The sequence below is a fragment of the Enterobacter sp. RIT418 genome (genome assembly GCF_003057745.1).
Taxonomy (GTDB): Bacteria; Pseudomonadota; Gammaproteobacteria; order Enterobacterales; family Enterobacteriaceae; genus Enterobacter.
The window spans coordinates 13,262-40,009 of sequence record NZ_QBJD02000023.1; the positions used below are offsets into that span (position 1 = coordinate 13,262).

At 56.0% G+C, this 26,748-nt stretch carries 31 protein-coding genes and 1 other RNA gene; 10 read left to right on the forward strand and 22 right to left on the reverse strand.

Annotated elements, in window-relative coordinates; translation table 11 throughout:
* The first annotated feature begins 18 nt into the window (after window positions 1-18).
* Complete coding sequence (locus DBY73_RS20470) at window positions 19-501, forward strand: OmpA family protein (RefSeq protein ID WP_112013051.1); 483 nt, start codon at window positions 19-21, stop codon at window positions 499-501.
* Between the two features lie 2 nt (window positions 502-503).
* On the opposite strand, the gene DBY73_RS20475 is transcribed toward DBY73_RS20470, so the two are convergent.
* The 7 genes from DBY73_RS20475 to ffh form a co-directional block, all read right to left on the reverse strand.
* Window positions 504-1,871 (reverse strand): PepSY-associated TM helix domain-containing protein, encoded by a 1,368-nt coding sequence (locus tag DBY73_RS20475; protein WP_112013052.1) that lies wholly within the window; start codon window positions 1,869-1,871, stop codon window positions 504-506.
* A 40-nt stretch (window positions 1,872-1,911) separates the two neighbouring features.
* The gene (locus DBY73_RS20480; RefSeq protein ID WP_112013053.1) at window positions 1,912-2,316 is read right to left on the reverse strand and encodes a DUF2946 domain-containing protein; all 405 of its coding nucleotides are present in this window, start codon (window positions 2,314-2,316) and stop codon (window positions 1,912-1,914) included.
* A gap of 133 nt (window positions 2,317-2,449) precedes the next feature.
* Window positions 2,450-2,797, reverse strand: coding sequence for a 50S ribosomal protein L19 (gene rplS, locus DBY73_RS20485; protein ID WP_002914145.1), 348 nt, complete (start codon window positions 2,795-2,797; stop codon window positions 2,450-2,452).
* 43 nt (window positions 2,798-2,840) lie between these two features.
* On the reverse strand, window positions 2,841-3,608 hold the full coding sequence (gene trmD / locus DBY73_RS20490; RefSeq protein WP_003863138.1) for a tRNA (guanosine(37)-N1)-methyltransferase TrmD: 768 nt from the start codon (window positions 3,606-3,608) through the stop codon (window positions 2,841-2,843).
* Window positions 3,609-3,639: 31 nt separating this feature from the next.
* Window positions 3,640-4,179, reverse strand: coding sequence for a ribosome maturation factor RimM (gene rimM / locus DBY73_RS20495; RefSeq protein ID WP_112013054.1), 540 nt, complete (start codon window positions 4,177-4,179; stop codon window positions 3,640-3,642).
* A 15-nt stretch (window positions 4,180-4,194) separates the two neighbouring features.
* Window positions 4,195-4,443, reverse strand: coding sequence for a 30S ribosomal protein S16 (gene rpsP / locus DBY73_RS20500; protein ID WP_003863133.1), 249 nt, complete (start codon window positions 4,441-4,443; stop codon window positions 4,195-4,197).
* A 249-nt stretch (window positions 4,444-4,692) separates the two neighbouring features.
* Window positions 4,693-6,054, reverse strand: coding sequence for a signal recognition particle protein (gene ffh, locus DBY73_RS20505; protein WP_112013055.1), 1,362 nt, complete (start codon window positions 6,052-6,054; stop codon window positions 4,693-4,695).
* A 166-nt stretch (window positions 6,055-6,220) separates the two neighbouring features.
* On the opposite strand from ffh, the gene DBY73_RS20510 reads away from it, so the two are divergent.
* Window positions 6,221-7,012 carry an inner membrane protein YpjD gene (locus tag DBY73_RS20510; RefSeq protein ID WP_112013088.1) on the forward strand — a complete coding sequence of 264 codons (792 nt, stop codon included), beginning with the start codon at window positions 6,221-6,223 and terminating at the stop codon, window positions 7,010-7,012.
* 19 nt (window positions 7,013-7,031) lie between these two features.
* The gene (locus tag DBY73_RS20515) at window positions 7,032-8,318 is read left to right on the forward strand and encodes an HlyC/CorC family transporter (protein WP_112013056.1); all 1,287 of its coding nucleotides are present in this window, start codon (window positions 7,032-7,034) and stop codon (window positions 8,316-8,318) included.
* Window positions 8,319-8,365: 47 nt separating this feature from the next.
* Here DBY73_RS20515 and grpE read toward each other — a convergent pair whose 3' ends face one another.
* Complete coding sequence (gene grpE, locus DBY73_RS20520) at window positions 8,366-8,959, reverse strand: nucleotide exchange factor GrpE (protein ID WP_146745797.1); 594 nt, start codon at window positions 8,957-8,959, stop codon at window positions 8,366-8,368.
* A 122-nt stretch (window positions 8,960-9,081) separates the two neighbouring features.
* Here grpE and nadK point away from each other — a divergent pair, with 122 nt between their 5' ends.
* From nadK to bamE, 3 genes are all read left to right on the forward strand, one after another.
* Window positions 9,082-9,960 carry an NAD(+) kinase gene (nadK, locus tag DBY73_RS20525; protein ID WP_042717523.1) on the forward strand — a complete coding sequence of 293 codons (879 nt, stop codon included), beginning with the start codon at window positions 9,082-9,084 and terminating at the stop codon, window positions 9,958-9,960.
* Between the two features lie 85 nt (window positions 9,961-10,045).
* Window positions 10,046-11,707: a DNA repair protein RecN gene (gene recN / locus DBY73_RS20530; RefSeq protein WP_112013058.1), complete on the forward strand. Its 1,662-nt coding sequence runs from the start codon at window positions 10,046-10,048 to the stop codon at window positions 11,705-11,707.
* A gap of 138 nt (window positions 11,708-11,845) precedes the next feature.
* Window positions 11,846-12,184, forward strand: a complete 339-nt coding sequence (bamE, locus tag DBY73_RS20535; RefSeq protein ID WP_112013059.1) for an outer membrane protein assembly factor BamE — start codon at window positions 11,846-11,848, stop codon at window positions 12,182-12,184.
* Window positions 12,185-12,280: 96 nt separating this feature from the next.
* Here bamE and DBY73_RS20540 read toward each other — a convergent pair whose 3' ends face one another.
* Window positions 12,281-12,568: an RnfH family protein gene (locus tag DBY73_RS20540; protein WP_112013060.1), complete on the reverse strand. Its 288-nt coding sequence runs from the start codon at window positions 12,566-12,568 to the stop codon at window positions 12,281-12,283.
* On the reverse strand, window positions 12,558-12,995 hold the full coding sequence (locus DBY73_RS20545) for a type II toxin-antitoxin system RatA family toxin (protein ID WP_220092934.1): 438 nt from the start codon (window positions 12,993-12,995) through the stop codon (window positions 12,558-12,560). The genes DBY73_RS20540 and DBY73_RS20545 overlap by 11 nt, the downstream gene beginning before the upstream one ends.
* Before the next feature lie 156 nt (window positions 12,996-13,151).
* Here DBY73_RS20545 and smpB point away from each other — a divergent pair, with 156 nt between their 5' ends.
* On the forward strand, window positions 13,152-13,634 hold the full coding sequence (gene smpB / locus DBY73_RS20550) for an SsrA-binding protein SmpB (protein ID WP_112013062.1): 483 nt from the start codon (window positions 13,152-13,154) through the stop codon (window positions 13,632-13,634).
* A gap of 89 nt (window positions 13,635-13,723) precedes the next feature.
* Window positions 13,724-14,087, forward strand: a transfer-messenger RNA (tmRNA) gene (gene ssrA, locus DBY73_RS20555).
* A gap of 278 nt (window positions 14,088-14,365) precedes the next feature.
* Here the strand turns inward: ssrA and DBY73_RS20560 are convergent.
* Window positions 14,366-15,142, reverse strand: coding sequence for an alpha/beta hydrolase (locus DBY73_RS20560; RefSeq protein WP_112013063.1), 777 nt, complete (start codon window positions 15,140-15,142; stop codon window positions 14,366-14,368).
* Between the two features lie 345 nt (window positions 15,143-15,487).
* On the opposite strand from DBY73_RS20560, the gene DBY73_RS20565 reads away from it, so the two are divergent.
* Together DBY73_RS20565 and DBY73_RS20570 are read left to right on the forward strand one after the other, a co-directional pair.
* Entirely contained in the window at window positions 15,488-16,264 is a 777-nt protein-coding gene (locus tag DBY73_RS20565) for an MBL fold metallo-hydrolase (protein WP_112013064.1), read from the forward strand.
* Window positions 16,265-16,336: 72 nt separating this feature from the next.
* The gene (locus DBY73_RS20570; RefSeq protein ID WP_112013065.1) at window positions 16,337-17,302 is read left to right on the forward strand and encodes a helix-turn-helix domain-containing protein; all 966 of its coding nucleotides are present in this window, start codon (window positions 16,337-16,339) and stop codon (window positions 17,300-17,302) included.
* A 39-nt stretch (window positions 17,303-17,341) separates the two neighbouring features.
* Here the strand turns inward: DBY73_RS20570 and DBY73_RS20575 are convergent, their stop codons facing one another.
* The 11 genes from DBY73_RS20575 to DBY73_RS20625 all read right to left on the reverse strand — a co-directional run bounded on the left by DBY73_RS20575 (window position 17,342) and on the right by DBY73_RS20625 (window position 26,703).
* Complete coding sequence (locus tag DBY73_RS20575; RefSeq protein WP_112013066.1) at window positions 17,342-18,025, reverse strand: hypothetical protein; 684 nt, start codon at window positions 18,023-18,025, stop codon at window positions 17,342-17,344.
* 232 nt (window positions 18,026-18,257) lie between these two features.
* The gene (locus DBY73_RS20580) at window positions 18,258-18,485 is read right to left on the reverse strand and encodes a DUF1272 domain-containing protein (protein WP_112013067.1); all 228 of its coding nucleotides are present in this window, start codon (window positions 18,483-18,485) and stop codon (window positions 18,258-18,260) included.
* Between the two features lie 262 nt (window positions 18,486-18,747).
* On the reverse strand, window positions 18,748-19,236 hold the full coding sequence (locus DBY73_RS20585) for a hypothetical protein (protein WP_112013068.1): 489 nt from the start codon (window positions 19,234-19,236) through the stop codon (window positions 18,748-18,750).
* Window positions 19,237-19,275: 39 nt separating this feature from the next.
* On the reverse strand, window positions 19,276-20,601 hold the full coding sequence (locus DBY73_RS20590; RefSeq protein ID WP_112013069.1) for a VasL domain-containing protein: 1,326 nt from the start codon (window positions 20,599-20,601) through the stop codon (window positions 19,276-19,278).
* Between the two features lie 23 nt (window positions 20,602-20,624).
* A complete protein-coding gene (tssE, locus tag DBY73_RS20595; protein WP_112013070.1) occupies window positions 20,625-21,080 on the reverse strand; it encodes a type VI secretion system baseplate subunit TssE in 456 nt (151 codons plus the stop codon).
* Window positions 21,080-21,625 carry a type VI secretion system lipoprotein TssJ gene (gene tssJ / locus DBY73_RS20600; RefSeq protein WP_112013071.1) on the reverse strand — a complete coding sequence of 182 codons (546 nt, stop codon included), beginning with the start codon at window positions 21,623-21,625 and terminating at the stop codon, window positions 21,080-21,082. The genes tssE and tssJ overlap by 1 nt, the downstream gene beginning before the upstream one ends.
* Entirely contained in the window at window positions 21,603-22,688 is a 1,086-nt protein-coding gene (tssG, locus tag DBY73_RS20605) for a type VI secretion system baseplate subunit TssG (RefSeq protein WP_112013072.1), read from the reverse strand. The genes tssJ and tssG overlap by 23 nt, the downstream gene beginning before the upstream one ends.
* Entirely contained in the window at window positions 22,652-24,406 is a 1,755-nt protein-coding gene (tssF, locus tag DBY73_RS20610) for a type VI secretion system baseplate subunit TssF (RefSeq protein WP_112013073.1), read from the reverse strand. The genes tssG and tssF overlap by 37 nt, the downstream gene beginning before the upstream one ends.
* A gap of 35 nt (window positions 24,407-24,441) precedes the next feature.
* Window positions 24,442-25,377, reverse strand: coding sequence for a phosphatidate cytidylyltransferase (locus DBY73_RS20615; protein WP_112013074.1), 936 nt, complete (start codon window positions 25,375-25,377; stop codon window positions 24,442-24,444).
* A complete protein-coding gene (locus tag DBY73_RS20620; protein WP_112013075.1) occupies window positions 25,374-26,027 on the reverse strand; it encodes a lysophospholipid acyltransferase family protein in 654 nt (217 codons plus the stop codon). The genes DBY73_RS20615 and DBY73_RS20620 overlap by 4 nt, the downstream gene beginning before the upstream one ends.
* Window positions 26,020-26,703: a CDP-alcohol phosphatidyltransferase family protein gene (locus DBY73_RS20625; RefSeq protein ID WP_112013076.1), complete on the reverse strand. Its 684-nt coding sequence runs from the start codon at window positions 26,701-26,703 to the stop codon at window positions 26,020-26,022. Before DBY73_RS20625 ends, DBY73_RS20620 begins: the two co-directional genes overlap by 8 nt.
* Window positions 26,704-26,748 lie beyond the last annotated feature (45 nt).

The window sequence follows — 26,748 nt, forward strand, 5'->3', positions numbered from 1 at the left end:
CCTCAAAAGGAAGAGACCATGTTAAAGCGATACCTCGCTCCTTGCTTACTGGCATCACTGCTCCTGGCCGGCTGCCAGGCGCCTAAAGGCAAGTTTACACCAGAACAAGTCGCGGCAATGAAGTCCTATGGCTTTAACGAACTGAACGGCGACTGGACGCTCGGGCTGTCAGATAAGATCCTGTTCGATAAAAACGATGCCAGGCTGCGCCCGGAAAGCGAAACGCAGATCCAGACCATGGCATCTCGCCTGGCGGCGACCGGTTTAAACCATGCGCGCATGGATGGACACACGGATAACTACGGTGAAGAGAGCTATAACGAAGCGCTCTCTCTAAAGCGCGCTAACGTCGTTGCGGATGCCTGGGCCAAAGGCGCGAATATCCCCCGCACGAATCTCATCACGCAGGGGTTAGGTAAAAAATATCCTGTTGCCAGCAACAGCACCGCGCAAGGGCGCGCCGAAAACCGCCGCGTCGCAGTTGTGATCAGCACGCCTTAACGTCATTCTTTCGCTGACTCTGCGAGCGACACAGCGGATGCCGCTCGCCAGCGCAGCCAGTCAACAAGCACAAACACAGCCAGGCTTGCGCCCATGACCGGAAGCGCACCCCCTAACAGCACGCTGCCCAACACCGTGATTGTCCTTCCCCAGCCTGATAGCCCCAGCCAGCACTGACACAGCGTCTGTACGGGACTTCCGGCAGATGCCGCAGGGCGACGCATCCACCACATCCGGTAACCCCAGATAATCAGCACGCACAGCGCTGCGCCAAAGGCGATCAGCAGCAGCTGATTCACGAGGCCAAACAGAATGCCCATATGGAAATCTACGCCCCAGCGGGTGAGTTTTGCCATTAGCGGAAAATCGTCAAAGCGGGTTCTGTCGAGGATCTGCATGGAGTGCGGATCGACGGCCACGGCGTCCACCTGAGTCGGCCAGCTGCGATCGATTTCCGTTACCGTCCAGGCCCGATCGGCGGCTTTCGGCGGGCGGATCTCAAGCTTGTTAGCATCAATGCCAGCGTTGCGCGCGGCGATCAGAACGCTATCAAACTGCGAGAGTGCCAGTGATGCAGGCATCAACGTATCGCCGTGATGACCACGGTGTTCGGCATGTTCGTCCATATTTTGTGGCAGACCAGAAAGCGCGGTGTTTACCTGCGGGGTTAGCCAGTTCATCTCGGCCCGCAGCTTATCAACGTTCCCCCCAGCCCACTGGGACCAGGTCAATCCGGTTGCAGAGAACAATAGCATTCCGCCCAGCAAAACCCAGCCTAGCGTCACGTGCAGGCGACGACGGTTCTGAAAACGGCTGTTAATGCGACGCTTCGGTCGGGTGTAAAACCACAGCGCGATCCCGCCGAGCGCGGCGATCCACATCCATGAGGCAGCCAGCTCGCTGTAGAGACGACCCGCATCCCCCAGCATCAGCGAAGTATGCAGATAATCAATGGTCTGACGCAGCGGCAAAATCCCGCTGGTGCCGTACACCGTTATATCGCCCAGCACCGCCAGGCTAACCGGATCGATAAAGAGAGCCCGGTTTTCAGATGGCCCAAGCGTTGGGTCGGCAAACATCACCCGGGTAGTGTCGCCATCGGCCAGCCCCGGGCGAACGGCGTGCAAACGCAGATCTTCACCCACGACGTTTTCCGCCACGGCAATTTGCGCCGCCAGTGTCTGAGGTTCACCCACGTTATCCGTGTGCAGCGCGTGCCGATAGAGCGCATTTTCCAGCTGTGGAGTCGCCACGTACAGCGTGCCGGTCAGCGCGGCGAAGAAGATAAACGGACCAACAAATAGCCCGACATAGAAATGAAGTCGACGCAGCAGGTTTCCCCATGCCGCGCGCGGAGTGCAGGTAGTCATACTTTTCCTTTTTAAGGCAAAAAGTTATCGATGTTGTTTTTTAAAGGGAAAAAGCAGACTGCCGCGGCGGCGCGCGGGTATCGGGATAAAGCCAGGGGAAAAAATGCCAGTGGATGACCGTCTGGCGAGGCGAGTTTTCGCGTGTTCTCAATAGCACCGCGCTGAGCAGGACGATAAGCGCCAGCATCACGCCCGGCACATGGGCCAGCAGCACGCAATAGCCACACGCTTCGGCATGATCGACGGGGAGCGAGTGCTGCATGACGCCGTGATGCTCATCCATCGACATCATGCTCATATCATGATGCATACCCGGCATGGCGCTCATGGGATCTTTTTGCAGAGAGACGGAGATAAGCGGCGCAATGACGATCAGCAGGATCGCAAACAGCGCGGTCAATGCCGCTGCGCGTTTCCGTTTATGCTGATGCAGTGCGTTATCCACGTCCCCTCCACTCAAGAGGCAAGCATTGTAAATGATTTATGACAAAAGGGTTAATGCGAGAGGAGCGATGGAATAAAAAAAAGGGCCAGCCTTTCGGCCAGCCCCTTTAAACAGGATGTCGCTTAAGCGAATCTTAGTTAAGACGCTCTTTGATACGAGCAGACTTACCAGTACGCTCACGCAGGTAGTACAGTTTAGCTTTACGTACAGCACCACGACGTTTAACAGCAATGCTGTCAACTACCGGAGAGTGAGTCTGGAAGACACGCTCAACGCCTTCGCCGTTGGAAATTTTACGAACAGTGAATGCAGAGTGCAGACCGCGGTTACGAATAGCGATAACCACGCCCTCGAATGCCTGCAGACGTTTTTTGGAACCTTCAACAACCCATACTTTCACTTCCACGGTGTCACCTGGACGGAAGGAAGGTACGTCCTGCTTCATCTGCTCTTGTTCAAGTTGCTTAATAATGTTGCTCATAATTTAATCTCTTATCCTGGGTAAACTGATATTCGGGAGCGTACTACGCCTTCCCATCATGTTCATGCTGCTGGTGCGCGTGTTCAGTTTTGAACTCGGCCAGCAACTTTGCTTGCTCTTCAGTCAGAGCCAGGTTTTCCAGAAGTTCAGGTCTTCTAAGCCAGGTTCGGCCCAGCGACTGCTTCAAACGCCAGCGACGTATCTCGGCATGGTTTCCAGACAGCAACACTGCCGGTACTTCCATCCCTTCTAACACTTCAGGACGAGTATAGTGTGGGCAGTCCAGCAATCCATCGGCAAAGGAATCTTCCGTTGCCGAAGCTTCATGGCCCAGCACACCCGGAATGAACCGGGCGACGGAGTCAATCAGCGTCATCGCTGGTAACTCACCACCGCTAAGAACGTAATCGCCGATAGACCATTCTTCGTCAATCTCGGTTTGAATTACGCGCTCATCTATCCCTTCGTAGCGCCCACAGACCAGAATCAGCTTTTGATTCGTCGCCAGTTCGCTCACGCCCGCTTGATCAAGCTTGCGTCCCTGAGGTGACAGATAAATCACCTTTGCGCCTTCACCTGCCGCGGCTTTTGCTGTGTGAATGGCGTCCCGTAAGGGTTGCACCATCATTAACATCCCCGGTCCGCCGCCGTAAGGACGATCGTCCACGGTACGGTGCCGGTCATGCGTGAAGTCACGAGGACTCCAGCTCTGGATGCTCAGCAGGCCATTCTTTACTGCCCGGCCAGTTACCCCGTAATCGGTAATCGCGCGGAACATTTCAGGAAACAGGCTAATTATGCCAATCCACATAGCGCCGTCTTTTACCGTTTATCCGGAGAATTTAAAAACCAGGATCCCAATCTACTTCAATCATTTGAGTAGTGAGATCGACTTTCTTGATAACCTGTCCATCGAGGAACGGAACCAGCCGCTCCTTGATGCCAAATGCATCTTTCAGGTTTGCCTTGATGACGAGAACGTCATTTGACCCGGTTTCCATCATATCGATGACTTTCCCCAGGCTGTAGCCTTCGGTAGTGACTACCTGGCAACCCATAAGGTCTTTCCAGTAATAGTCGCCCTCTTCCAGCTGCGGCAACTGCGACGAATCCACGACAATTTCACAATTAGTCAGCGCATTCGCGGCATCACGATCGTCAACGCCTTTCAGCTTGATGATGATGTCCTGATTGTGGTGACGCCAGCTTTCCAGCTCGACCTCTTCCCACTTACCGGCTTTCTGGATAAACCAGGGCTGGTAATTAAAAATGCTATCAGCGTCTTCAGTGGAGGAAAACACTCTGAGCCAACCACGGATACCGTAGCAAGAACCCATTTTTCCCAATACGATCGGTTCAACAGGTGCTTTATTGCTCATCATGACCACCGTGACAGATTAAGCTGCTTTGTTTGCTGCTTTGATCAGCGTAGCAACGCGATCGGAAACAGTAGCGCCCTGGCCAACCCAGTGAGCGATACGATCCAGATCCAGACGGGTTTCTTCTTCTGCGCCAGCGGCCAGTGGGTTGAAGAAACCAACGCGCTCGATGAAGCGACCGTTGCGTGCATTACGGCTGTCGGTTACAACAACCTGGTAGAACGGACGCTTTTTAGCGCCGTGACGAGCTAAACGAATAGTTACCATAACATCCTCTTGTGTGAATAAAACAACCGGGCCCCATCGAGGAACGGAGCCCGGGTGTCATATTAAAAGCCCGAAAATTTTACTGATTTCTGGGGAAATTGCAATCAGCAGTTGATAAGTCTGCTGTAAAAGGCCGTCGGCGGTGCGGCCAGTTCGGTGCCGGCGTGCGCGCAGCCACCGGAGCGTACACGCAGTACGTGAGGATGGCGAGCACACCCCGGTGCCGAAATGGCAAACAAGCCAGGCCGATCAGCGGCCGGGGAATCCTGGCGGCATCATGCCTTTCATCCCACGCATCATCTTCGCCATGCCACCTTTCTTCATTTTCTTCATCATGCGCTGCATGTCGTCGAACTGCTTCAGAAGGCGGTTTACGTCCTGCACCTGCATACCGCAACCGGCTGCGATACGGCGCTTACGAGAACCTTTGATGATTTCAGGCTTCGCACGTTCTTTCAGCGTCATCGAGTTGATGATCGCCTCCATACGCACCAGCACTTTGTCATCCATCTGTGATTTCACGTTGTCAGGGATCTGGCCCATGCCCGGCAGCTTGCCCATCAGGCTAGCCATGCCGCCCATGTTTTTCATCTGGCGCAGCTGCTCAAGGAAGTCGGTCAGATCGAAACCGTCGCCTTTTTTCAGCTTGCTGGCAAGCTTCTCGGCCTGCGCGCGGTCAACCTTGCTCTCGATATCTTCGATTAGCGACAGCACGTCGCCCATGCCGAGGATACGGGAGGCAATACGATCCGGGTGGAACGGCTCCAGCGCGTCGGTTTTTTCGCCCACGCCGAGGAATTTGATCGGCTTACCGGTGATATGGCGAATCGAGAGGGCCGCACCGCCGCGGGCGTCGCCGTCCACTTTGGTCAGCACTACGCCGGTTAACGGCAGCGCTTCGTTAAACGCTTTCGCGGTGTTTGCCGCATCCTGACCGGTCATAGCATCGACAACAAACAGGGTCTCTACCGGGTTGATAGAAGCATGCACCTGCTTGATTTCGTCCATCATCGCTTCGTCAACGTGCAGTCGACCGGCGGTATCCACCAGCAGCACGTCGTAGAATTTAAGCTTCGCTTCTTTCAGCGCGGCATTAACGATGTCGACAGGCTTCTGGGCCACGTCCGATGGGAAGAAATCCACGCCGACCTGCTCGGCCAGCGTTTCCAGCTGTTTGATCGCCGCCGGGCGATAGACGTCCGCAGAAACGACCAACACTTTCTTCTTGTGCTTCTCGCGCAGGAATTTACCCAGCTTACCGACGCTGGTCGTTTTACCCGCACCCTGCAGGCCGGCCATCAGCACGACGGCCGGCGGCTGCGCGGCCAGATTAAGCACCTGGTTCTCTTCGCCCATCGCCGAAACCAGTTCGCTGCGAACGATTTTGACGAACTCCTGACCCGGAGTCAGGCTCTTGTTGACTTCATGGCCAACCGCTTTCTCTTTCACGCGGTTGATAAAATCACGTACAACCGGCAACGCGACGTCTGCTTCGAGCAGCGCCATGCGCACTTCGCGCAGCGTTTCCTTGATGTTCTCTTCGGTGAGGCGTCCGCGGCCGCTGATGTTGCGCAGCGTGCGCGACAAACGATCGGTTAAATTATCAAACATTGTCTCTCGCCTGGGGTAGAAACGTTGGGTCGCTTAAGCGACACATACACAGAATTTTGCCGGAGTATAACATGAAGGCAGCTTTGTTGTTATGCAACGGTTGGAGCAGGCGTCGCGTAACGTTATACTGCTTCTCTTTCTTATTAAGACAACCGTCGACGCCTATATGCCTGTTTTCGCACTGATCGCCCTTGTTGCCTACTCTGTCAGCCTCGCGCTGATCGTTCCTGGACTGCTGCAAAAAAACAGCGGCTGGCGGCGCATGGCTGTTCTCTCGGCGGTGATAGCATTGATAAGCCACGCGTTTGCGCTGGAATCACGCATTATCCCGGGCGACGGCAGCGTGCAAAACCTGAGCGTGCTCAACGTTGGCTCGCTGGTCAGCCTGATGATCTGTACGGTCATGACCATCGTTGCATCCAAAAACCGCGGCTGGCTGCTGCTGCCGATTGTTTACGCCTTTGCGCTGATCAACCTGGCGCTTGCCACTTTCATGCCCAACGAATTTATTACGCACCTGGAGGCGACGCCCGGCATGCTGGTACATATCGGCCTGTCGCTGTTCTCTTATGCCACGCTTATCATCGCCGCGCTCTATGCGATGCAGCTGGCCTGGATTGACTACCAGTTGAAAAACAAGAAGCTGGCGTTTAACCATGAGATGCCGCCGCTGATGGTCATTGAGCGTAAGATGTTCCACATCACCCAGGTGGGCGTGGTACTGCTGACGTTAACGCTCTGCACCGGTCTGTTTTATATGAAAAACCTGTTCAGCGTTGAAAATATCGACAAAGCGGTGCTCTCTATCATCGCATGGTTTGTCTATATTGTGCTGCTATGGGGCCACTATCACGAGGGCTGGCGCGGTCGTCGCGTCGTCTGGTTCAACGTCGCGGGCGCAGGCATTCTCACCCTTGCCTATTTCGGCAGCCGCTTCATACAGCAATTTGCTGGCTAAGTTATAAAAGGAGTTCCCCCTGGAACACATCTCAACCACCGCGCTGATCGTCACGCTGATCGTCATGGTGGTCATCTCCGCCTATTTCTCCGGCTCGGAAACCGGCATGATGACGCTCAACCGCTATCGGTTACGCCATCGCGCTAAGCAGGGCAACCGTGCCGCTCGCCGCGTTGAAAAACTGCTGCGAAAACCGGATCGGCTGATTAGCCTGGTGCTTATCGGCAACAACCTGGTCAACATTCTTGCCTCCGCGCTCGGGACTATCGTCGGCATGCGGCTGTACGGTAACGCCGGGGTCGCCATCGCCACCGGCGTGCTGACGTTCGTGGTGCTGGTGTTTGCCGAAGTGCTGCCCAAAACCATCGCCGCGCTCTATCCCGAAAAAGTCGCCTACCCGAGCAGCTTTCTTCTGGCACCGCTCCTGATCCTGATGATGCCGCTGGTCTGGCTGCTGAATATGGTCACCCGCCTGCTGATGCGGATGGTGGGGATCAAAGCAGACGTCACCATCAGCAGCGCGCTCAGCAAAGACGAGCTTCGCACCATCGTGAACGAATCCCGCTCGCAAATATCCCGCCGCAATCAGGATATGCTCCTGTCCGTGCTGGACCTGGAAAAGGTCAGCGTGAATGACATCATGGTGCCGCGCAATGAAATCGTCGGTATCGATATCAACGATGACTGGAAGGCGATTGTTCGCCAGCTGACGCACTCCCCACACGGCCGCATCGTGCTGTACCGTGATTCGCTCGACGATGCCATCAGCATGCTGCGCGTGCGGGAAGCCTATCGCCTGATGACGGAGAAAAAAGAGTTCACAAAAGAGGTGATGCTGCGCGCCGCCGACGAGATTTACTACGTGCCGGAAGGCACGCCGCTCAGCACGCAGCTGGTGAAATTCCAGCGTAATAAGAAGAAAGTCGGTCTGGTGGTCAATGAATACGGCGATATTCAGGGGCTGGTGACGGTCGAGGATATTCTGGAAGAGATCGTAGGCGACTTTACGACGTCAATGTCCCCGTCCCTGGCGGAAGAGGTCACTCCGCAGAACGACGGTTCAGTGCTCATCGACGGTAGCGCAAACATTCGTGAGCTGAATAAAGCCTTTAACTGGCATCTGCCAGAAGAGGAAGCGCGCACCATTAACGGCATGATTCTAGAGGCGCTGGAAGAGATCCCCGCAGCGGGAACGCGGGTCCGTATTGAGCAATACGATATTGATATTCTGGACGTGCAGGACAACATGATTAAGCAGGTGAAAGTCCTGCCCGTTAAGCCACTTCGAGAAAGTATTGCCGAGTAAAATGTAGGCCGGGTAAGGCGAACGCCGCCACCCGGCACTACGGGCAATTACGCTTTCGCTTTTGCCACGGTAACCATCGCTGCGCGAATGGTACGGCCGTTCAGGGTGTAGCCTTTCTGCATCACGCCCAGTACTTTACCGGCTTCAATCTCTTCAGATTCAACCATCGCAATCGCCTGGTGAACGTTTGGATCCAGCGGAACGTTAGTATCGGCAATCACTTCCACACCGAATTTACGTACGACGTCCAGCATAGATTTCAGCGTCAGTTCGATACCTTCGATCATCGCCGCGTTGTCCGGATTGGCTTTATCCGCTACTTCCAGCGCGCGATCGAGGCTATCAATCACCGGCAGCAGTTCGTTGACGAATTTCTCCAGCGCAAACTTGTGCGCCTTCTCAACGTCCAGCTCGGTGCGGCGACGCAGGTTTTCCATCTCCGCTTTGATACGCAGCACGCCGTCGCGTTCACGAGTCTGTGCTTCAGCGAGCTGAGCTTCCAGATTCGCAATTTTCTCATCGCGCGGGTCCACCTGCTCAGCAGAAGCGTCAGGCTCTACAGCCTCAACTTCCTCGTGCTGTTCCGTGATAATTTCTTCAGGGGCTTGCCCCTCAGGCGTTTTCTGTTCTTTACTACTCATGAATTTCTCCGCGTTTTTCTGCATTCATCTCGCTAACTTCGCTTATTATGGGGATCAGTTTCCGGGATTCAAGGGAACAAGACAGATTGTCATCATTCATCAGGCACAAGGACCTCCAGAAAATGAATAATCATTTCAGGTGTATTGGGATCGTCGGGCATCCGCGTCACCCTACCGCATTGACGACACATGAAATGTTGTATCGCTGGCTGTGTGGCAAAGGCTATGAAGTGATGGTCGAACAACAAATTGCCCAGGAGCTACAGCTCAAGGGCGTAAAAACCGGCACGCTGGCGGAGATTGGTCAGCAGGCGGATCTCGCCGTTGTGGTCGGCGGCGACGGGAATATGCTGGGCGCAGCGAGGACGCTGGCGCGCTACGATATCAAAGTCATCGGCATCAACCGCGGCAACCTTGGTTTTCTGACGGACCTCGACCCTGACAACGCGCAGCAGCAGCTGGCAGACGTACTGGAGGGCCACTACATCAGCGAAAAGCGCTTTTTACTGGAAGCTCAGGTATGCCAGCAGGACTGCCAGAAACGCATCAGCACCGCAATAAACGAGGTGGTACTTCACCCCGGAAAAGTGGCGCACATGATTGAGTTCGAAGTCTATATCGACGAAATCTTTGCCTTCTCCCAGCGCTCCGACGGGCTGATTATCTCCACGCCCACCGGCTCGACCGCCTACTCGCTCTCGGCGGGCGGCCCAATTTTGACGCCTTCGCTGGATGCGATCACGCTGGTGCCGATGTTCCCGCACACGCTCTCTGCCCGCCCACTGGTCATCAACGGCGACAGCACGATACGTTTGCGGTTCTCGCACCGCCGTAACGACCTGGAGATCAGCTGCGACAGCCAAATAGCGCTGCCAATCCAGGAAGGCGAAGACGTGTTAATCCGCCGCTGCGACTACCATCTGAATCTCATTCACCCTAAAGATTACAGCTATTTCAATACGTTAAGCTCAAAGCTTGGCTGGTCAAAAAAATTATTCTAATTTTACATCCAGCACTTTACTGTATAAAAAACCAGTTTATACTGTATGAAAACACAGTTATGGTTTTTCATACAGGAAAACAGTTATGCTGGCACAACTGACCATCAGCAACTTTGCCATTGTTCGCGAGCTCGAGATCGACTTCCTCAACGGCATGACGGCCATCACCGGGGAAACCGGCGCAGGTAAATCTATCGCTATCGATGCCCTCGGCCTGTGCCTCGGCAGCCGTGCAGAGGGCGATATGGTCCGTGCCGGCGCAACGCGCGCGGATCTCTGCGCGCGTTTCTCCCTGAAAGATACACCTGCCGCACAGCGCTGGCTCGAAGCGAATCAGCTTGAGGATGGGCGTGAGTGTTTACTTCGCCGCGTAATCAACAGTGATGGGCGCTCCCGCGGTTTCATCAACGGCACCGCGGTTCCACTCTCTCAGCTTCGCGAACTCGGCCAACTGCTTATCCAGATTCACAGCCAGCACGCTCACCAGCAGTTGATTAAGCCAGAACACCAAAAGGCCCTGCTCGATGGTTACGCGGGTGAGTATGCGCTTACTCAGTTGATGGCTGACCACTACCGCCAGTGGCACCAGAGCTGCCGCGAACTCGCGCAGCACCAGCAGCAAAGCCAGGAGCGCGCCGCGCGGGCCGAACTGCTGGAATATCAGTTGAAAGAGCTGAACGAGTTCAACCCACAGCCGGGCGAGTTTGAGCAAATCGATGAAGAGTACAAACGTCTTGCGAATAGCGGCCATTTGCTCTCAACCAGCCAGACTGCGCTTAACATGCTGGCGGATGGTGAAGATGTGAACCTGCAGAGCCAGCTTTACAATGTGCGCCAGCTTGTAACCGAACTGGTGGGCATGGACAGTAAACTCTCCGGCGTACTGGATATGCTGGAGGAGGCCGCCATTCAGATTTCCGAAGCCGGGGATGAACTGCGTCACTACTGTGAGCGTCTGGATCTCGATCCGAACCGTCTGTTCGAACTCGAACAACGCATCTCCCGGCATATTTCGCTGGCGCGTAAGCACCACGTTACGCCAGAAGAGCTGCCTGTCTATTATCAGTCTCTGCTGGAAGAACAGCAGCAGCTAGACGATCAGGCTGATTCACTTGAAACATTATCGCTGGCGGTAAATCTCCATCATCAGCAGGCGCTGGCAACGGCCAGACAGCTCCATGATGTCCGGGCATTGCAGGCCCAGGAGCTCAGTCAGCACATCACAGACAGCATGCGCACGCTGGCGATGCCGCACGGGGTATTCACTATTGACGTTCGCTTTGAGGAAAATCACCTGACGGCGGAAGGGGCGGATCGCATTGAGTTTTGCGTCACAACGAACCCGGGCCAGCCGCTGCAGCCGATCTCTAAAGTGGCCTCCGGCGGTGAGCTTTCGCGTATTGCCCTGGCCATCCAGGTGATAACCGCACGTAAAATGGAAACGCCAGCGCTCATCTTCGATGAAGTGGACGTCGGCATCAGCGGCCCAACCGCTGCCGTGGTGGGTAAACTGCTGCGCCAGCTGGGCGAGTCGACCCAGGTAATGTGCGTGACCCACCTGCCGCAGGTTGCTGGCTGTGGCCACCATCACTTTATCGTCAGTAAAGAAACCGATGGTGAAATGACCGAAACGCACATGAAGCCGCTGGATAAACGAGCTCGCCTGCAGGAGCTGGCACGCCTATTGGGCGGAAGCGAAGTCACTCGCAACACCCTCGCAAACGCGAAAGAACTGCTGGCAGCGTAAACTTTTTCGGGATCTCAGGGTCATACAGAACAATAAAAACGCCGCCAGACCGGTTTCAAAGTGGGGCAAGGTCTATTATCATCGGCATATTACATATGAGCCGCGTTCTGCTCGGGCCCGAAAAGGAATCAAATCACTATGCGTTGTAAAATGCTGACCGCTGCCGCAGCGGTTCTTCTGATGTTGACCGCAGGCTGTTCCACTCTGGAGAAAGTGGTTTACCGTCCTGACATCAACCAGGGGAACTACCTTACCCCTAACGATGTGTCAAAAATCCGCGTGGGTATGACGCAACAGCAGGTCGCTTATGCACTAGGAACCCCGATGATGTCCGATCCGTTCGGCACCAACACCTGGTTCTATGTATTCCGTCAGCAGCCAGGCCATGAAGACGTGACCCAGCAAACCCTGACGCTGACCTTTAACAGCAGCGGCGTGTTGACTAACATCGACAACAAACCTGCCCTGACCAAATAATCAGGCGTCAGAAACGCAAAAAGGTGCTCAATGAGCACCTTTTTTGTATCTAAACGCAATTACAGACATGTAAACTCGCCAGCAGGGATGAACGTACTACTTACTCGCTTTCTCCGCTCGCTGACGACGCAACTCTTTCGGGTCAGCAATCAGCGGGCGATAAATTTCAACCCGATCGCCATCCTTCAGCACATCCGCCAGCTTCACGGGACGGCTATAAATCCCTACTTTATTTTTAGCCAGATCGATATCACGGCGAAGTTCAAGCAGGCCAGAAGCGCGGATGGCATCTTCAACCGTTGCCCCTTCCTCCAGGTTTACGCGTTGAAGATATTGTTTCTCCGGCAGGGCGTACACCACTTCCACAGCGATCTTATGCGACACTGTAAACCTCTTTGGCGCGGGTCGTGAACGCCTGAACCATATTCGAGGCCAGCTCTTTAAAGATGCGGCCGAACGCAAGTTCAATCAGCTTATTGGTGAACTCGAAGTCCAGATGAAATTCGATGCGGCAGGCGTCAGCGCTCAGAGGAGTGAATTTCCATCCTCCCATCAGCGTCTTGAACGGGCCATCCACCAGATGCATCAAAATGCTCTGATTATCGGTCAGCGTATTACGCGTGGTAAACGTCTTGCTAATACCCGCTTTAGAGACGTCCACCGCAGCGGTCATTTGCGTCGGGCCGGATTCAAGCACCCGGCTTCCGGTACATCCAGGAATGAACTCTGGATAGGACTGAACGTCGTTCACTAACTGATACATTTGTTCCGCGCTGTAAGGCACGAGCGCGGTACGGCTAATCTGAGGCATAGCGTTTTCCATGGTCACACAACCGATAAATAATAACATTTATCACCTGTTAAAAAAACGCTCAGGCTTATCTCGTGCTAATATAGCGCGTTAGACCTCACGGGACGCAATGAGGTGACTTTTTGAAATCAGATTACCGACGGCTTTACGACACTTATGACGAAGAAAAAAGCACATAAACCAGGCTCGGCGACCATTGCGCAAAACAAGCGTGCTCGCCACGAGTATTTCATTGAAGAAGAATTCGAAGCTGGCCTTGCACTGCAGGGCTGGGAAGTAAAATCGCTGCGCGCCGGAAAGGCAAACATTGGCGATAGCTACGTGCTCCTGAAAGACGGCGAGGCCTTCCTGTTTGGCGCCAACTTTACGCCGCTGACCGTCGCCTCTTCACACTACGTTTGTGACCCTACGCGCACCCGTAAATTGCTGCTAAACAAACGTGAACTGGAATCCCTTTACGGACGTATTAACCGTGAAGGCTTCACCGTAGTTGCGCTCTCTATGTACTGGAAAAATGCCTGGTGCAAAGTAAAAATCGGCGTCGCGAAGGGTAAAAAACAGCACGACAAGCGTACGGATCTGAAAGAACGCGAATGGCAGCTGGATAAAGCACGCATTATGAAAAATGCAGGACGTTGATTCTGCGCACTTATTGTACTATTCAATAAGTTAGCGTTTCGGGCTGGTATCCCGGAAGTGAAATCTGGTATACTGAGTTCAACACTATTGGGGCTGATTCTGGATTCGACGGGATTTGCGAAACCCAAGGTGCATGCCGAGGGGCGGTTTGCCTCGTAAAAAGCCGCAAAAAAATAGTCGCAAACGACGAAAACTACGCTTTAGCAGCTTAATAACCTGCTCTGAGCCCTCTCTCCCTAGCTTCCGCTCTTAAGACGGGGATCAAAGAGAGGTCAAACCCAAAAGAGATCGCGTGGAAGCCCTGCCTGGGGTTGAAGCGTTAAAACTAATCAGGCTAGTTCGTTAGTGGCGTGTTTGTTCGCAGCTGACGTGCGAATGTAAAGACAAACTAAGCATGTAGTACCGAGGATGTAGAAATTTCGGACGCGGGTTCAACTCCCGCCAGCTCCACCAAACATTCATTCATGATGCATCATGAACCTTAAAAAAGCCTGTAACTTCAACTAGTTACAGGCTTTTTTGTTGCATGTGTGGTCATAATCTCTGTATGAATCTTGAGCATTACGTATCTTGTTTTGCACCGCGTTGCCAGAACGCTAAAAAACAAGGTGCAAAAACATTCCTAAGGTATTGAAATCACTAACCAATACCGAGATCGCAGCCGCCAAACCGTTTAATAAAAGGCCACCTCATCAAGTGGCCTGTTCAATGCGCCTTAACGTCATAAAGGGTTATTCAGCAAAACACTTGCAGGCATGCTCTTCCACATACGCCGTGACGGTTTCCGGGGCTTCTAGCGGTGGGAAATGGTTTACGCCTTTCAGGATTTTCAGCTCCGCACCACCGCCAAGCGCCTGCTGCAGCGCCGTTGCAAACGGAAGCGGGTTAGGCGCGTCATTTTCCCCCTGGAGAATTAGCGCAGGCGCGGTGATGGCATCATACCGATCGGCCATTTCATGATTCAGGAACGCGGCGGCATTGGCCTGCATCGAATGGGCGGGCCATTTGGCCGCTTCTGCGCCAACGCTTTCGGTCACGCCAAACGGTTGATAAAAAGCCACGGCGCCGGAAGGCGTTGATACCGCCTCACAGACCATCTCGACCGTCATGCCCGCGTCACGCATCTGCTTACCGTCCACGTAGCAGGCGGTATACACCAGTCCGGCAACCTGCTGCGGATAGTTCACCGCAAACGTGGAAATAATGTTGCAGCCGATGGAATGAGACACCAGCACGACCGGGCCTCTGATGCCAGCGGCATCAATCACGGCCTTTAGATCTTCAGCGTGGCGGGGAATGCTGTAAGCCTCAGCCTGTAGCGGTTTGGCCGAGCGGCTGTAGCCGCGGCTGTCGAACGCCACCGTGTGGAATTTTTCAGACAGCGCGTCAGTCTGCGCCTGCCAGATATCACTAATGCCAAAGTAGCCGGCAACAAAAACAATCGGCATACCCTGGCCCTTTGCGTCAAAATAAATCTCAATGCCGTCATCGGTAGTTGCGTAAGACATTCTTTATTCCTCGTGTATTAACCGTCTGGAAAGTGTAAAGAGTGTACGGCGCGCTCCGTGAGGGGCAGAAAAGTCAAAATGCGATGATTTCGGGTCAAGTTAACTGTAGCCGCCAGATTGTGAGGAAAGCACGACATGAGGTATTACCAGTATCTACTGGCGGCCATGCCGGATATAAACGCTGCATGCAGCACCACAAGAAGCATAAGGTTTCCGGAAATATATATTTGACCCTATTCCATCGAATATTGACCTGTGCGTGACTCACGCCCAGTCCGCAGCCTTCATATACTGCCTGCTCACTGTACAGACCGCACGGCTGCGGTTTCTCTTAAGGAGTAAAGAATGCAACTCACTCAAATACGTAACGCCACGCTGAAGCTTGACTATGCCGGCGTCCGCTTCCTTATCGATCCGATGCTTTCTGAGAAAGAGACCTGGCCCGGTTTTCCCGGCACCGCGCGTTCGCACCTGCGCAACCCCATGGTCTCGCTGCCGGTCTCCGTTGACGAGCTGCTGGATGTTGACGTGATTATCGTGACGCATACGCATCAGGATCACTGGGACGAGGCAGCGCAGCAGCTTATCCCGAAGGACCGGGTGATTTACACTCAAAATGAGAGCGATGCGGCGCTGCTGCGCTCGCAGGGTTTCACTGCGGTCAGCGTGCTGGCAGACGCTAACGTCATTGCAGGAGTCAGCGTTGCAAAAACCGACGGCCAGCACGGCAGCGACGAGGCGTACGTCATTCCTGAGGTTGCCGAGCGCCTGGGCGACGCGTGCGGCCTGGTGTTTTCACAGGAAGATGAAAAGACGTTGTACGTGGCCGGTGATACCATCTGGGTCCCGCCGTACGCGGAAAGCCTGGAAAAATACACGCCTGACGTTGTCGTGCTTAACATGGGCCTGGCGACGGTAGACGGAATCGGTGCCATCATCATGGGTAAGCAGGACGCACTGCGCACGCTAGAGGTGCTGCCGTCGGCCACGGTGGTGGCGTCGCACATGGAGGCCGTTAACCACTGCCTGCTGAGCCGGGACGAACTGCGTGCCTTTGTAGCGGAAAACGGCATTCAGGATCGGGTACTGGTGCCGGAAGATGGCGAGACGCTGAATTTCTGACGCACAAGCGCGCCAGGGCGAAAAAACAGGATAACCATCGCGGTTTGGTTTAAATAAGTAAAGGTTCAGGTCATGTCTACTTCTACTCTGCACGTTGCCGTTATTGCTACGCCGGGCTTCAGCCCGTTTCACTTTTCCGTGCCGTCCATGGTTTTCGACAAGGCGATGCCGGAGCCGGGCCCGTTCAGCGTGGATATCTGCGCTGAAAAGCCCGGGATCGTGACGTCCGATATCGGTATTTCCATCAACGTGGAGCACGGGCTTGAGAAGCTTGATACGGCGGACATCATCGTTGTACCGTTCTGGGAGCATCCCGAAACCCGGCCTGATGCGGCATTACTGGTTGCGCTGCGCAACGCCTGGCAGCGCGGAGCGGAAGTCGTGGGGCTGTGCCTTGGGGCGTACGTGCTAGCCTACGCCGGACTGCTGAACAACCGCCGAGCGTCCACACACTGGGAGTTTGAGCGGGATTTCGCCGCGCGCTTTCCAGAGGTGCGGCTTGACAGCAACGCGCTTTACACCAGCGACGAGCGCCTGATTACGTCGGCCGGGACGGCGGCAGGCATCGACTGCTGCCTGAATATTCTTCGCGAACATTACGGAAGCGCGCTGGCTAACCGCGTAGCCAGACGGATGGTTATCCCTCCCTATCGGGAAGGCGGGCAGGCTCAGTTTATTGAGCATGCGGTGCCGGAGACAACGCGCGACGAACAGATAAACGATCTTATCGACTACCTGCGCCGTAACCTGGATAAGCGACACGACATTGACTCCATTGCGGGCTTCTCCGGCATGAGCCGACGCACGCTGACGCGGCACTTCATCAAGGCAACAGGGATGACGGTGGGGGACTGGCTCAGCGCCCAGCGCCTCCGGCGCAGCCAGGAGCTGCTTGAAACCACCGATCACAGCATTGAAACCGTGTCGTCGCTGGCGGGATATCAGTCACCGGTCTCGTTTCGGCAGAGCTTCAAGGCCCGCTTTAACGTCAGCCCCAGCGAGTGGCGCCGGACCTTCCGTGGTCCCGGTCTGATATAGCATCGTAGCTACAGCTGGCATATAGCTATATCGCCATTATTAAATCTCAAATGGATAAAATTTTTCCCAGTTATAACTTATCCTCGCTAGCGTCAATTCTCCGACGACATCCCCGTAATCAATTTCCTGGCGTTCCAAAAAAAACTCCCGCACCGTTGCGGGTATAAAAGCAGCGCTGTAACGCAGGATCGTGCTGTGCCAGAATGGCGCCGGTAATGGGCTGCTGCTGTGCCGCATCAGCAACTCATTTTTCCAGTTTGACTCCAGAATTTTCTTGCAGAATGACTGACGCATCGCTATTGCTGGCTCATCGGGGATACCCGCCAGTAACAACTGGCTGGACAAAGCGATTAAACGAAGGTTCCTGATCGCAATCTTTTTCGAATGATATCCAGCCCAGAGGCTTTTCAATTGCTCTACTTTCGAGGGCAATCGCTCGTTTTCCTCATAGAGAGGGAGAGTCAGGGGTAAGAAGGTGAAATGGAAACTGTGTTCAGGCAGGGTGTCGGCAAGTGAATCATCCCTTGTGAGCTCGTTTAATTCATCAATCAGCTGCGAGACCAATATTGGCATACGCGGTTTTATGCCTGTTGCCAGAGCGAGTTTTAACGGATCGTAGTAGTTTTCCTCTCTTATATCCCCGATTTCAGCATTATTTTCCCACATTCTAATGGTGTTTAAATTTGTAGAACGATAAATGTCAGGCAAGCTATAGGATTTCATGATCGTCCCAAGGAGATAATAAATACAGGCCAGGAAATGCAGTTTAATCTGATATTTCAGGGTATTATATTAATACCTTAGCGCTTATCAGAACTTAAGACAGATTTTTATCCCTGATTGGTGAACTTCGCGAACATGCGGGACGCCCTCCACTTCCGCTTCTTGCGCATAGCGGACAACTAGCTGGATCGCCAGGGCCTTTGTAAGCAAGGAACGCGCAGAATTTGCAGGTCTACTGCTTATAGTGACGCTGAACTAATGCTGGATAGCGCAGAAGTAATGCTTCGGGGCGGATGGGGCGCCGCACCAGCTCCCCTCCGCAGTTCGGACACTGGCCATTCAGTCGTTGGGTCACGCAATCAACGCAAAACGTGCATTCGAATGAACAGATGTACGCCCCTTTTGATTCAGGTGGCAAATCTGTATCACAGCACTCGCAGTTAGGACGAAGTTCAAGCATGGCACACTCCTATTATTAAGGGGCATTGAAGGCCATCTACCTTTTTCGCCTTCGGCACTGGATGACGTGATTATGCTTTGCGCATTTCAGAAGAGCATGGTCTACAGACGGGAAAAATCAAGAGAGTGAATGATTGGACACAAGGCTCGCTTCCGGAAACGAACGCAGGCACGCTCGGCTCCCAGCAAAAAGCCCGCAGGGCGCAAACCTTGCGGGCTTTTTTGTGACCAATGACTTATGTTATCGACGCGTCATCAGAAGGTCAGGCCAGCCTCTCCACCGCCCGGAAAAACACGTCTTCCGTCATAAGAACCTTTGCCTCCGGTATTTGATGCTCTCCCCATATGTACCAGCCAGCGTCGGGCGCCATGCTCATATTGAACACAAGGTCGCTTAGCGCTCCGCTGGCGTCCACCACGCGCAGGGTGACGTAGCCTCTTTCCGCGCCGCAGCAAAGCCTCTCCGGCGAAATGCTGACGCTGCGTTCTCCATTTTGCAAATGGATGGCTGTTATACCGTAGCGGCAGATACCGCTGCTGAGGCTATAGCCAACGGTGCTCATGTCATGGATATTTTTGACCGTCTGTACGATCTCAATTCCGGAGCCCGCGAACCACTCGTCAATCTGCTGCGCCAGAGCGTCCATCCTTAAACGGAACGTCTGAATTTCCGCTTCGACGGTATTTTTCCCTGGCGGAACAGCATCCTGGTTTTGCTTCACTTTTTCAAAAAAACGCTCTCTTGCCGACACTTTTCCTCCCTGTGTCATGGTGATATTTAATCTACTGCGTTAGTCCGCTGTTTTCCGATCCAACAGGGCATAGCGAACCATTAACTGCCTCAGGTGCTGCTCAAGCTGGCTTTTCTGCCCCGCAGGCCAGGGCTTCTCGTCAGGCAGTATAGCCAGCTGGCGAAGCTGCTCTTCTGCCGGAACCGCGCGGTTAAAAGACTGCATCGTGGTGAACACCGTGGATTTGAGCTCGCTCACGGTAATGTATTTCCCCTTCTGCTCGTCCAGCGCGTTCAGGCGGTTAGCCAGCCGCTCAAGCTGCGCCATTCCCTGATGCCAGCCGTTCAGGTTTTCCTCCGGCAATGCCTGTGCGGCCACCTGCTGCTGCCACTGCTGCGCAAGCGGTTTTGCCTGCTCGGGCCACAGGGCCTGGGCCTGCTGCACCAGGCCGTCGCCGTAGCGTATCGCCCAGTCTGGCTTCAGCTGAGCGAGCCGCGCCAGCTGCCTTTGCGTCTCGGTAATCCCCTCCTCCGCTGGCAATGCGTTCTCTTTAGCGGACTGAATTTGCGCCATAGAAAGCGGCGCGGGCAGAGGGGAGATCGATGCGGAAAATTGTTCCCGCAGCGGATCGGGCTGATGCAGATACTGCCAGCCCCACGCTGACGCGCCCGCGACCACCAGCATGGTCAGCATCCCTGCGGCGAACGGCTTCCAGGGCTTTGCCGGCGGCGGCATCGACTCCTGCACGGCAATATTAGGCTGCGGCTCCGGCTGCGCTACGTAAACCCACTTCGCGCCTTCAGGCGGGCCGCCAGCTGCCGCAGGAAGCGCGACCCCGTGCCCGCCGTTCGGTGCGTCCTGCGCGCTATTTTCCAGCCTCACCGACGCGTTGTGCAGCAGCGTGCGCAGCGCCTCCAACTGCCCTGCATGCTTCAGCTCCAGACGCTGCAAAACGTCATCGAGCGCCTTCAGGTGCTCTTCAGCCTGGTAAAGCTGGCTCAGATCGCTGTACGCCAAGGTCTGCGTGCGTATGAGCTGCTGAAGACGCTTGCTGAGCGCGCTCAGGATCTCCATTCGCGCATGAATCGGCTGGGGCCAGACGCTGCCCCACTGCCTGGAGACCAGCGCAGACAAAATGGCCAGCCCTTCATTCAGGCCATACAGCCCCGCAAGCCGGGTGCGGGCCAGCGTATACCAGGCCGCGGTCTGCAGCTCAACGCCGTTTTGCTCAAACAGCGACAGGCAAAGCGTCTCGGCTAAGTGCCAGTCCACGTCCGGGCGCGCCGGGTGGGCGAGTTTATTGATTTCATCGCGAAGGCGCGCGTAATCCGCAAGCGTGCGCGGGTCGCCGCCGGTTTTCAGGCTGCGTTCAGGTTGTGTCGTCATGATGATATCCGCCAGAGTGGGCGTTAAATTGCAGAACGGGCGTCGAGATACTGCTGCTGTTTCATGTGCCGGATGAGCACCCGTCCCTCCGGCATAAACTCGGTGCCGTAGCGCACGAGGCCGATGCCTTTGAGCTCGGCGTCGATAGCGTAGCGCAGCTCTCCGGGCTGGGTCTGTTCAAGCATCACGACCATGATTTTGCTCAGGCGCGGCTCGTACTTCAGCAGCACCGCCGAAAGCGTTGTGATTAGCTGGTGCGCCGTTCCCGGCATGCCCTGGAGGATCCGGGTCATGTCCGGAAGACCGTAGTCCGGCAGGTGCGCCAGCGTCCCCGCCCGACAGTTCAGGATGCGCTGCATGTTGTCCAGCACGGACAGAATCACCTGATTCGCCTCGCTGACCTGGTTCAGTTCAAGGCCGCCTGCAAAATTGCCATACAGAACTTCATACAGCGACGGCGTGTTATATCCCTGCGGCATCATTTTTCCTTAACAGGCTGTAGCGTGAGCTGGTTATTCCCGGCTTCGAGAACGCGCGCGTCGTCCGGATCGAGCTCTTCACGCTGTAACACCACTTTCCAGGTGTTGTTCTCCATGTCCGGATGGCGAAATAACCCGACGATGGCGACAAACTGCGCGTCCGCCTCCATTGGCATATCGAGGGTCGCATCTCCGCCCGGCTTCACGATAACGTCCCGGCTCGCCAGGAGATCGCCCTTCAGCGCCGCATCGTCATCCTTCAGCAGCTGCTGGTAGACAGATTTATCGAACGACTTGCGGTCTTTGAGCTGATACACGCGCAGCACAACGGACTCCGACAGCGAGTTGTTTTCCCGCGCGTCGGTGTTCAGCGCTTCGCGCGCGGTAAAATCCAGATGCAGCGTCTTAATTTTTTTATAAAAAACAGAGGTGAAGGCCGATTTTGTACCGTCCGTGACGCTCTGCGTCAGCCCGCAGCCCGTCAGGCCGAGCGCCAACGCGGGCAGCAGCCAGCGGGCGGTTTTAGTCAAACTTGTACGTAACACGTCGATTTCCTTGTTGTGTAATAGCAGGCTCCAGGCCCGTGTAGTAGCCCAGCTCTGTGGTAAAGGTTGGCGGGATATCGTCCGAAAGCGGTTCCTTTTCCGCGCCCAGCACGCCGTTCATGCCCAGCCAGAACGCCCCCTCCCCCAGCGGAGGGGCGGTCAGCAGAGGAGTGGGGGCCGTGAGCGTGATGCGCGCCTTAAACCGCCAGCCCAGATAGACGCGCAGCATCACCAGAAAATCCTGATACAGCAGGCCATCCGGCTTCCAGCCCTGCGCTTCCCGTTCATCGTCCGTGGATAGCGCGATCAGCAGCTGGCTGCTGGCGTCCATGGCCTCGTCGCCGAGCGGCGTATTGCCGTCGAGCATAAAGTCCGCATCGGCATAAAAACCCAGCGGCTGGCGGATCTCTATCGGCCGCAGACAGTAAGGACTGACGTTCACGCGGGTGTTCGGCGCCAGCAGGCTAACCAGCGCCTGCATGCCCTCCTGCGTTTTACCCGGCTGGCGCAGCACGCCGAGCAGCGCCAGAAAGCGCGAGACCGGCGTGGCGATATGCTCGGCGGTGCCGGGAATGCCCAGCCCCACCAGCCCCAGCAGAGACTGCGAAATCGTGTCCGAACCGCCGGGTTCGAACGAGGCCGGGTAGGAGTATTTGCGCCATATGCGATAAAACTGCGTCAAAATGCGGTGGCTGAAAATATCCAGAAAGCCCTGCAGCGCCTCGTGCCCTTCCCGGCGCTGGGTGATGTCATCCAGATACGCCGTCGGCAGAGGCGAGTCGACGCCGTACATGCCCATAAAGGTGGTGCGAACAACGGGCGGCCTGCCGTCATCCTCTTCATCGTACTCCACCGCCTTAAGCTCGCTGGCGGGAAAACCCATGCCGGGGTGCGGGCAAAAGCGGACCGGATCGTCAGCGGGATGGCTGGTCGCGCCTAGCAGGGCCTTACCGGGCCGGCCCTTTTCAAGCAGCTGGCAAAAGCGGTAAAAGTTGATCCGATGCAGGTCGGCTTCCAGCCGCGGGGTCAGCCGGGAATGCGACGGCTGTGTTTCTCTTCCCATTCAAGGCGTTCTCCGGTGGGTTGCAGGATGATAATCAGTCGGTTAAATAGATAGATATCGGTATAAAGGGCAAAAAATCGGCTCAGCATTTCGCCAAACAGACAGATGTCCCCGCGTCCGGCGAAGCCGTGGCTATCGAGCGTCACCTCAATCTGCACGCCGCGCACCAGATACCCCTGTTCGAAACGCTCCGTTTCGCTGTGCTTCACGTCGATGATGGCCTCCAGGCGGCGGCGGTTCATCTCGCTGTCGGTCCACTCATACAGCGCCAGCGTGCCGCGCAGCACCTCGGCGTTGTCCATCATCGAGAGGAAGCCGCTGCCAAGGTGGCTCAACACGCGCCAGTGGAAGCGATCCCGGGCCGGGGGATAGCAGGGCAGCGTTGGCGCACAGAGGTTGCGCACGGCAATGCTGGCGGACGTGGTTTTCATCACGGTGTCCAGCATCGTGCTTTGCAGCGCGCGGCGCGGCAGCTGGCCGTTGGTGCCCGTTAGCGTCAGAGAGAGGCTTTCATCCTCCGGCACCGTATGGTTGTCAAAGGCTTCACCGCCCAGGATCAGCCAGGTATTGTGCAGCCCCGACGGGCCGCGGCGCACGCGGGTGTGGTAGTAATATTCCGGCGCGTCGTGCCGCATCATCCCGCCCTTGTGGCGGAAGCTGGAAAACGGCACGTAGACGTGCTGGCTGGACGACATCACCGATTCCACGGCATAAATTTCCGTGTGCCCGTCCTGCACGCGCATCGGCCGCAGCAGATACTCGGTCTGCAGCGAATTCAGGGTGAGCGGGTCGGACTCCAGCGGGAACAGGTTAATCACCGGGACGCAGTTAAGGCGTAAGTTTTTTTCGGTAAAGGTGAAGTCATGCTCCCAGCGCGTCGACAGCACCACGTCAATTTCAAACCACGGCAGCTGCGCCGGGAGCGCGCTCGCCTCCAGGCCACGCAGCGCGGTAAACATGAATTTCTCGCGAAAGGTGAAATATTCCAGCAGGAGCTGGTAGCCGCTGAAGCTGCTGCTGCCCTTTGGCCACAGGGTATCGTCGTCACCAAAGCCCAGCGCGGTAAAGCGGCCGTCAAGCGGGCGCCTGTCCCGATCGCCGGGGAGGCGCAGCCACATCCGCGCCGTGTTCATGGTAAAGGCTTCGTGCATGGCGCAGGCCAGCGGCGCGTCGGCGTTGAAGTACAGCGGAATGCTGCTGAGATCGACGCGGCTCCAGTCTGCCAGCTCGCTGCAGGTGAAGCGCAGCGTCACCACCGAGCGCCCATCGGGATCGGTGGTAAGACGCGCCTGCTCCAGCGCCAGCGGCTGCAGGTCGATCGCTTTCGTCGTGGTGTAGCGACAGCGCGTCCCCTTTTCGCCGAGCGGGCGCGAGAGCACCTCAAAGCTTTTCGCAATGCGCATCGGCTCTTTCATTCCGCGCCAGTCCGGGGTGAACTCCACGATGGACATCGACGGAATGGTGCGCAGGTAGTGCGGCCACAGCAGGCTGACCAGCCCTTCCGTCAGCTCGGGAAGATCGTCATCAAGCTTTTCGCGAAGCCGCCCCATCATGAAGGCAAAGCCCTCAAACAGCCGTTCTACGTACGGGTCGCGCGCGCCCGCTTTATCCAGGTTAAGCATCGCCGCCTGCTCGGGATGCGCGCGGGCAAACTCTTCGCCCGCCTCAAGCAGGTAGCGCATTTCGGCGTCGTAATAACGCAGGGTTAAGTCGTCCATAATTTCTCTGTGCGAGGCTTAGGGTTTGTCGCGGTTCAGGTAAACCAAAACCGAACGATATGGAAAAAAACGGGTGCGGCGAAGCACAGGGAATCAATTCTGTCCATCATGCCGCCGTGGCCTTCGATCGTGGCGCCAAAATCCTTCACGCCGCGGTCGCGCTTAATTGCAGACATGCACAGACCGCCGGCAAAGCCGAGCAGCGTGATCGCCAGTGAAATCAGCGCGGCCTGCCACGGCGCGAAGGGCGTGATCCACCAGAGCAGCGTCCCCACCAGCGTCGCCGTGCCGATGCCGCCCACAAACCCTTCAACGGTTTTGTTCGGGCTCAGCCGAGGCGCAATGGGGCGTTTGCCCATCAGCTTGCCAAAGACGTACTGCAGCACGTCTGAGATTTGTACGACGATCATCAGGAACAGCAGCAGCTTAATGTTCTGATGCTCATAGCCCGGAATGGGGAGCATCAGCAGGGCCGGCGCATAGCTAATGCAGTACACGGCAATCATCATGCTCCACTGGATTTTGGCGCTGCGTTCGAGAAAGTTTTTTGAATCCCCGGACAGCGCCATGCGGGTTGGAATGAATAAAAAGGCGAAGACCGGAATAAAAATGGCAAAGGTGCCGTACCACTGTATCCCCACCAGCACGTACTGCAGCGGCAGGAGAATAAAGAAGCACCAGAACAGCGCCTCGTGATCGCCGCGATGCGTAGGCGTCAGCGTGATGCACTCTCTTAAGGCCAGCAGCGACATCATCGCGAACAGCAGCGTTGAGCCAACCGGGCCGCACAGCATCGCCGCCACGGAGAGCAGGCACATCACCCACCAGGCGCGGATGCGGGCGTTGAGGTTAATAATGACCGGCGTTCGGCCTTTGGCTTTTTCAATAATGAAGCCCGTAATGCTGGCAAAAAGCAGGAGGCCAAAGAGGCCGACCAGCAGCGCGATCAGGGCGTGATCCTGAAAATTCATGACTTAAGTTCCTCCAGCGCTTCCCTGGCGCGTTGTAAAAATGCCTGTTTTTCTTCACCGTCCTGCGGGGGAGAGATCGCCTCGCCAAAGGTCGCGGAGCATAAAACCGGCACCACCAGACGAGAGCCTTTCGGCAGAACGCGGTTGAGGTTTTCAAGGTAGACAGGCACCAGCTGAGCGCCGGGATTCATTCGCGCCAGATGCCAGAGGCCGCTCTTAAATGCGGAGATATCTTCACCGTTTCCCCGCGTCCCCTCGGGAAAAATAATCAGCGACTGTGCGTGGTTCAGGGCCTCGCTCATCAGCTCAAGCGCGTTATTTGGCTGACTCCCCTCCTCCGCGGAAGGCCGACGCTTAATCAGCACCGCGTTAAAAATGCGTCGGGCGATGTAGCGGCGCAGCGGCGAAGCCTCCCAGTAATCCGCCGCCGCCACGGGGCGAACGGTAGGCCGCAGCCGAGCGGGCATGCTGGCCCAAATCACAATGCCGTCAAGATGGCTGGAGTGGTTGGCGTAGTAAATTCTGACCGATGCGCTGTCGGGCACCGGCGCGAGCCAGCGCGCACGCACGCCGGTAAGCAGCCGGCATATCCGAATCAGGCACCCGCTCACCAGGCGGCTGCTCAGGGTTGTCTCTGGTACGTTATTCATCCGCGGCCTCCTGCGTCACCGCGTTAAGGTGCAGCTCGTCCAGAATGCGTTTCCCGCGCCGCCAGCAGGTGAAAAGCGCCCCAATGCTGATTACCATCAGGCACAGAAACAGCAGCCTTTGGCCGTAGGCCGCGGGCAGGAAAAGCGCCAGCAGCGCGCCGCCGCAGAGGAGCGCCATCCGGTGCTGTTTGGCCATCGGCCCGAGGAAATGCTGACGTAAGCCGCAGGTTCCGCCCAGCAGGCGCAGGTACGCGGTCATCAGCGCCAGCAGCGCCGCTATCCAGCCGAGCGTGCCGGCGAAGGGGATCGCGCTCAGGCCATAGCCCACGCCCACCAGAATCAGCGTGTCGGACACCCTGTCCGGCAATTCGTTGTAGACCGGCCCGGCGGGCGTTGCCAGCCCGCCCTCCACGGCCACCATGCCGTCAAGCAGGTTGCAGATGAGCCTGCCCTGAATCAGCGCCGCGCCCAGCAGCAATAGGCCATCCCGGATGATGAGCGAGGAGAAGCTGAAGGCGAACAAAAAGCAGAGGCCGGAAAGCAGCGCGCATCCCGTACTTGCCAGCGAAATCTGATTCGGCGTAACGCCTTTGTTTTTTAGCCACAGCGCGCTGTGCTTGGCCCAGGTTTTATCCCGCGTCGTGATGGGGCGACGATCGTTTGTATTTACAGCCATGATTCCATTCTCGTTAAAGATTGTAGTTTTGGTATTAAGGAGGGG

What these genes read in the sequence shown, in the direction of transcription:
- rpsP (WP_003863133.1), bottom strand. Translation starts at nt 4,443, where the DNA reads ATGGTAACTATTCGTTTAGCTCGTCACGGCGCTAAAAAGCGTCCGTTC.
- DBY73_RS20580 (WP_112013067.1), bottom strand. Translation starts at nt 18,485, where the DNA reads ATGCTTGAACTTCGTCCTAACTGCGAGTGCTGTGATACAGATTTGCCA.
- DBY73_RS20625 (WP_112013076.1), bottom strand. Translation starts at nt 26,703, where the DNA reads ATGGCTGTAAATACAAACGATCGTCGCCCCATCACGACGCGGGATAAA.
- DBY73_RS20560 (WP_112013063.1), bottom strand. Translation starts at nt 15,142, where the DNA reads ATGTCTTACGCAACTACCGATGACGGCATTGAGATTTATTTTGACGCA.
- tssF (WP_112013073.1), bottom strand. Translation starts at nt 24,406, where the DNA reads ATGGACGACTTAACCCTGCGTTATTACGACGCCGAAATGCGCTACCTG.
- DBY73_RS20565 (WP_112013064.1), top strand. Translation starts at nt 15,488, where the DNA reads ATGCAACTCACTCAAATACGTAACGCCACGCTGAAGCTTGACTATGCC.
- nadK (WP_042717523.1), top strand. Translation starts at nt 9,082, where the DNA reads ATGAATAATCATTTCAGGTGTATTGGGATCGTCGGGCATCCGCGTCAC.
- DBY73_RS20575 (WP_112013066.1), bottom strand. Translation starts at nt 18,025, where the DNA reads ATGAAATCCTATAGCTTGCCTGACATTTATCGTTCTACAAATTTAAAC.
- DBY73_RS20620 (WP_112013075.1), bottom strand. Translation starts at nt 26,027, where the DNA reads ATGAATAACGTACCAGAGACAACCCTGAGCAGCCGCCTGGTGAGCGGG.
- trmD (WP_003863138.1), bottom strand. Translation starts at nt 3,608, where the DNA reads ATGTGGATTGGCATAATTAGCCTGTTTCCTGAAATGTTCCGCGCGATT.
- DBY73_RS20545 (WP_220092934.1), bottom strand. Translation starts at nt 12,995, where the DNA reads ATGCCTCAGATTAGCCGTACCGCGCTCGTGCCTTACAGCGCGGAACAA.
- tssE (WP_112013070.1), bottom strand. Translation starts at nt 21,080, where the DNA reads ATGCCGCAGGGATATAACACGCCGTCGCTGTATGAAGTTCTGTATGGC.
- DBY73_RS20590 (WP_112013069.1), bottom strand. Translation starts at nt 20,601, where the DNA reads ATGACGACACAACCTGAACGCAGCCTGAAAACCGGCGGCGACCCGCGC.
- ffh (WP_112013055.1), bottom strand. Translation starts at nt 6,054, where the DNA reads ATGTTTGATAATTTAACCGATCGTTTGTCGCGCACGCTGCGCAACATC.
- grpE (WP_146745797.1), bottom strand. Translation starts at nt 8,959, where the DNA reads ATGAGTAGTAAAGAACAGAAAACGCCTGAGGGGCAAGCCCCTGAAGAA.
- tssG (WP_112013072.1), bottom strand. Translation starts at nt 22,688, where the DNA reads ATGGGAAGAGAAACACAGCCGTCGCATTCCCGGCTGACCCCGCGGCTG.
- DBY73_RS20615 (WP_112013074.1), bottom strand. Translation starts at nt 25,377, where the DNA reads ATGAATTTTCAGGATCACGCCCTGATCGCGCTGCTGGTCGGCCTCTTT.
- bamE (WP_112013059.1), top strand. Translation starts at nt 11,846, where the DNA reads ATGCGTTGTAAAATGCTGACCGCTGCCGCAGCGGTTCTTCTGATGTTG.
- DBY73_RS20475 (WP_112013052.1), bottom strand. Translation starts at nt 1,871, where the DNA reads ATGACTACCTGCACTCCGCGCGCGGCATGGGGAAACCTGCTGCGTCGA.
- DBY73_RS20470 (WP_112013051.1), top strand. Translation starts at nt 19, where the DNA reads ATGTTAAAGCGATACCTCGCTCCTTGCTTACTGGCATCACTGCTCCTG.
- DBY73_RS20510 (WP_112013088.1), top strand. Translation starts at nt 6,221, where the DNA reads ATGCCTGTTTTCGCACTGATCGCCCTTGTTGCCTACTCTGTCAGCCTC.
- rimM (WP_112013054.1), bottom strand. Translation starts at nt 4,179, where the DNA reads ATGATGAGCAATAAAGCACCTGTTGAACCGATCGTATTGGGAAAAATG.
- rplS (WP_002914145.1), bottom strand. Translation starts at nt 2,797, where the DNA reads ATGAGCAACATTATTAAGCAACTTGAACAAGAGCAGATGAAGCAGGAC.
- smpB (WP_112013062.1), top strand. Translation starts at nt 13,152, where the DNA reads ATGACGAAGAAAAAAGCACATAAACCAGGCTCGGCGACCATTGCGCAA.
- recN (WP_112013058.1), top strand. Translation starts at nt 10,046, where the DNA reads ATGCTGGCACAACTGACCATCAGCAACTTTGCCATTGTTCGCGAGCTC.
- DBY73_RS20570 (WP_112013065.1), top strand. Translation starts at nt 16,337, where the DNA reads ATGTCTACTTCTACTCTGCACGTTGCCGTTATTGCTACGCCGGGCTTC.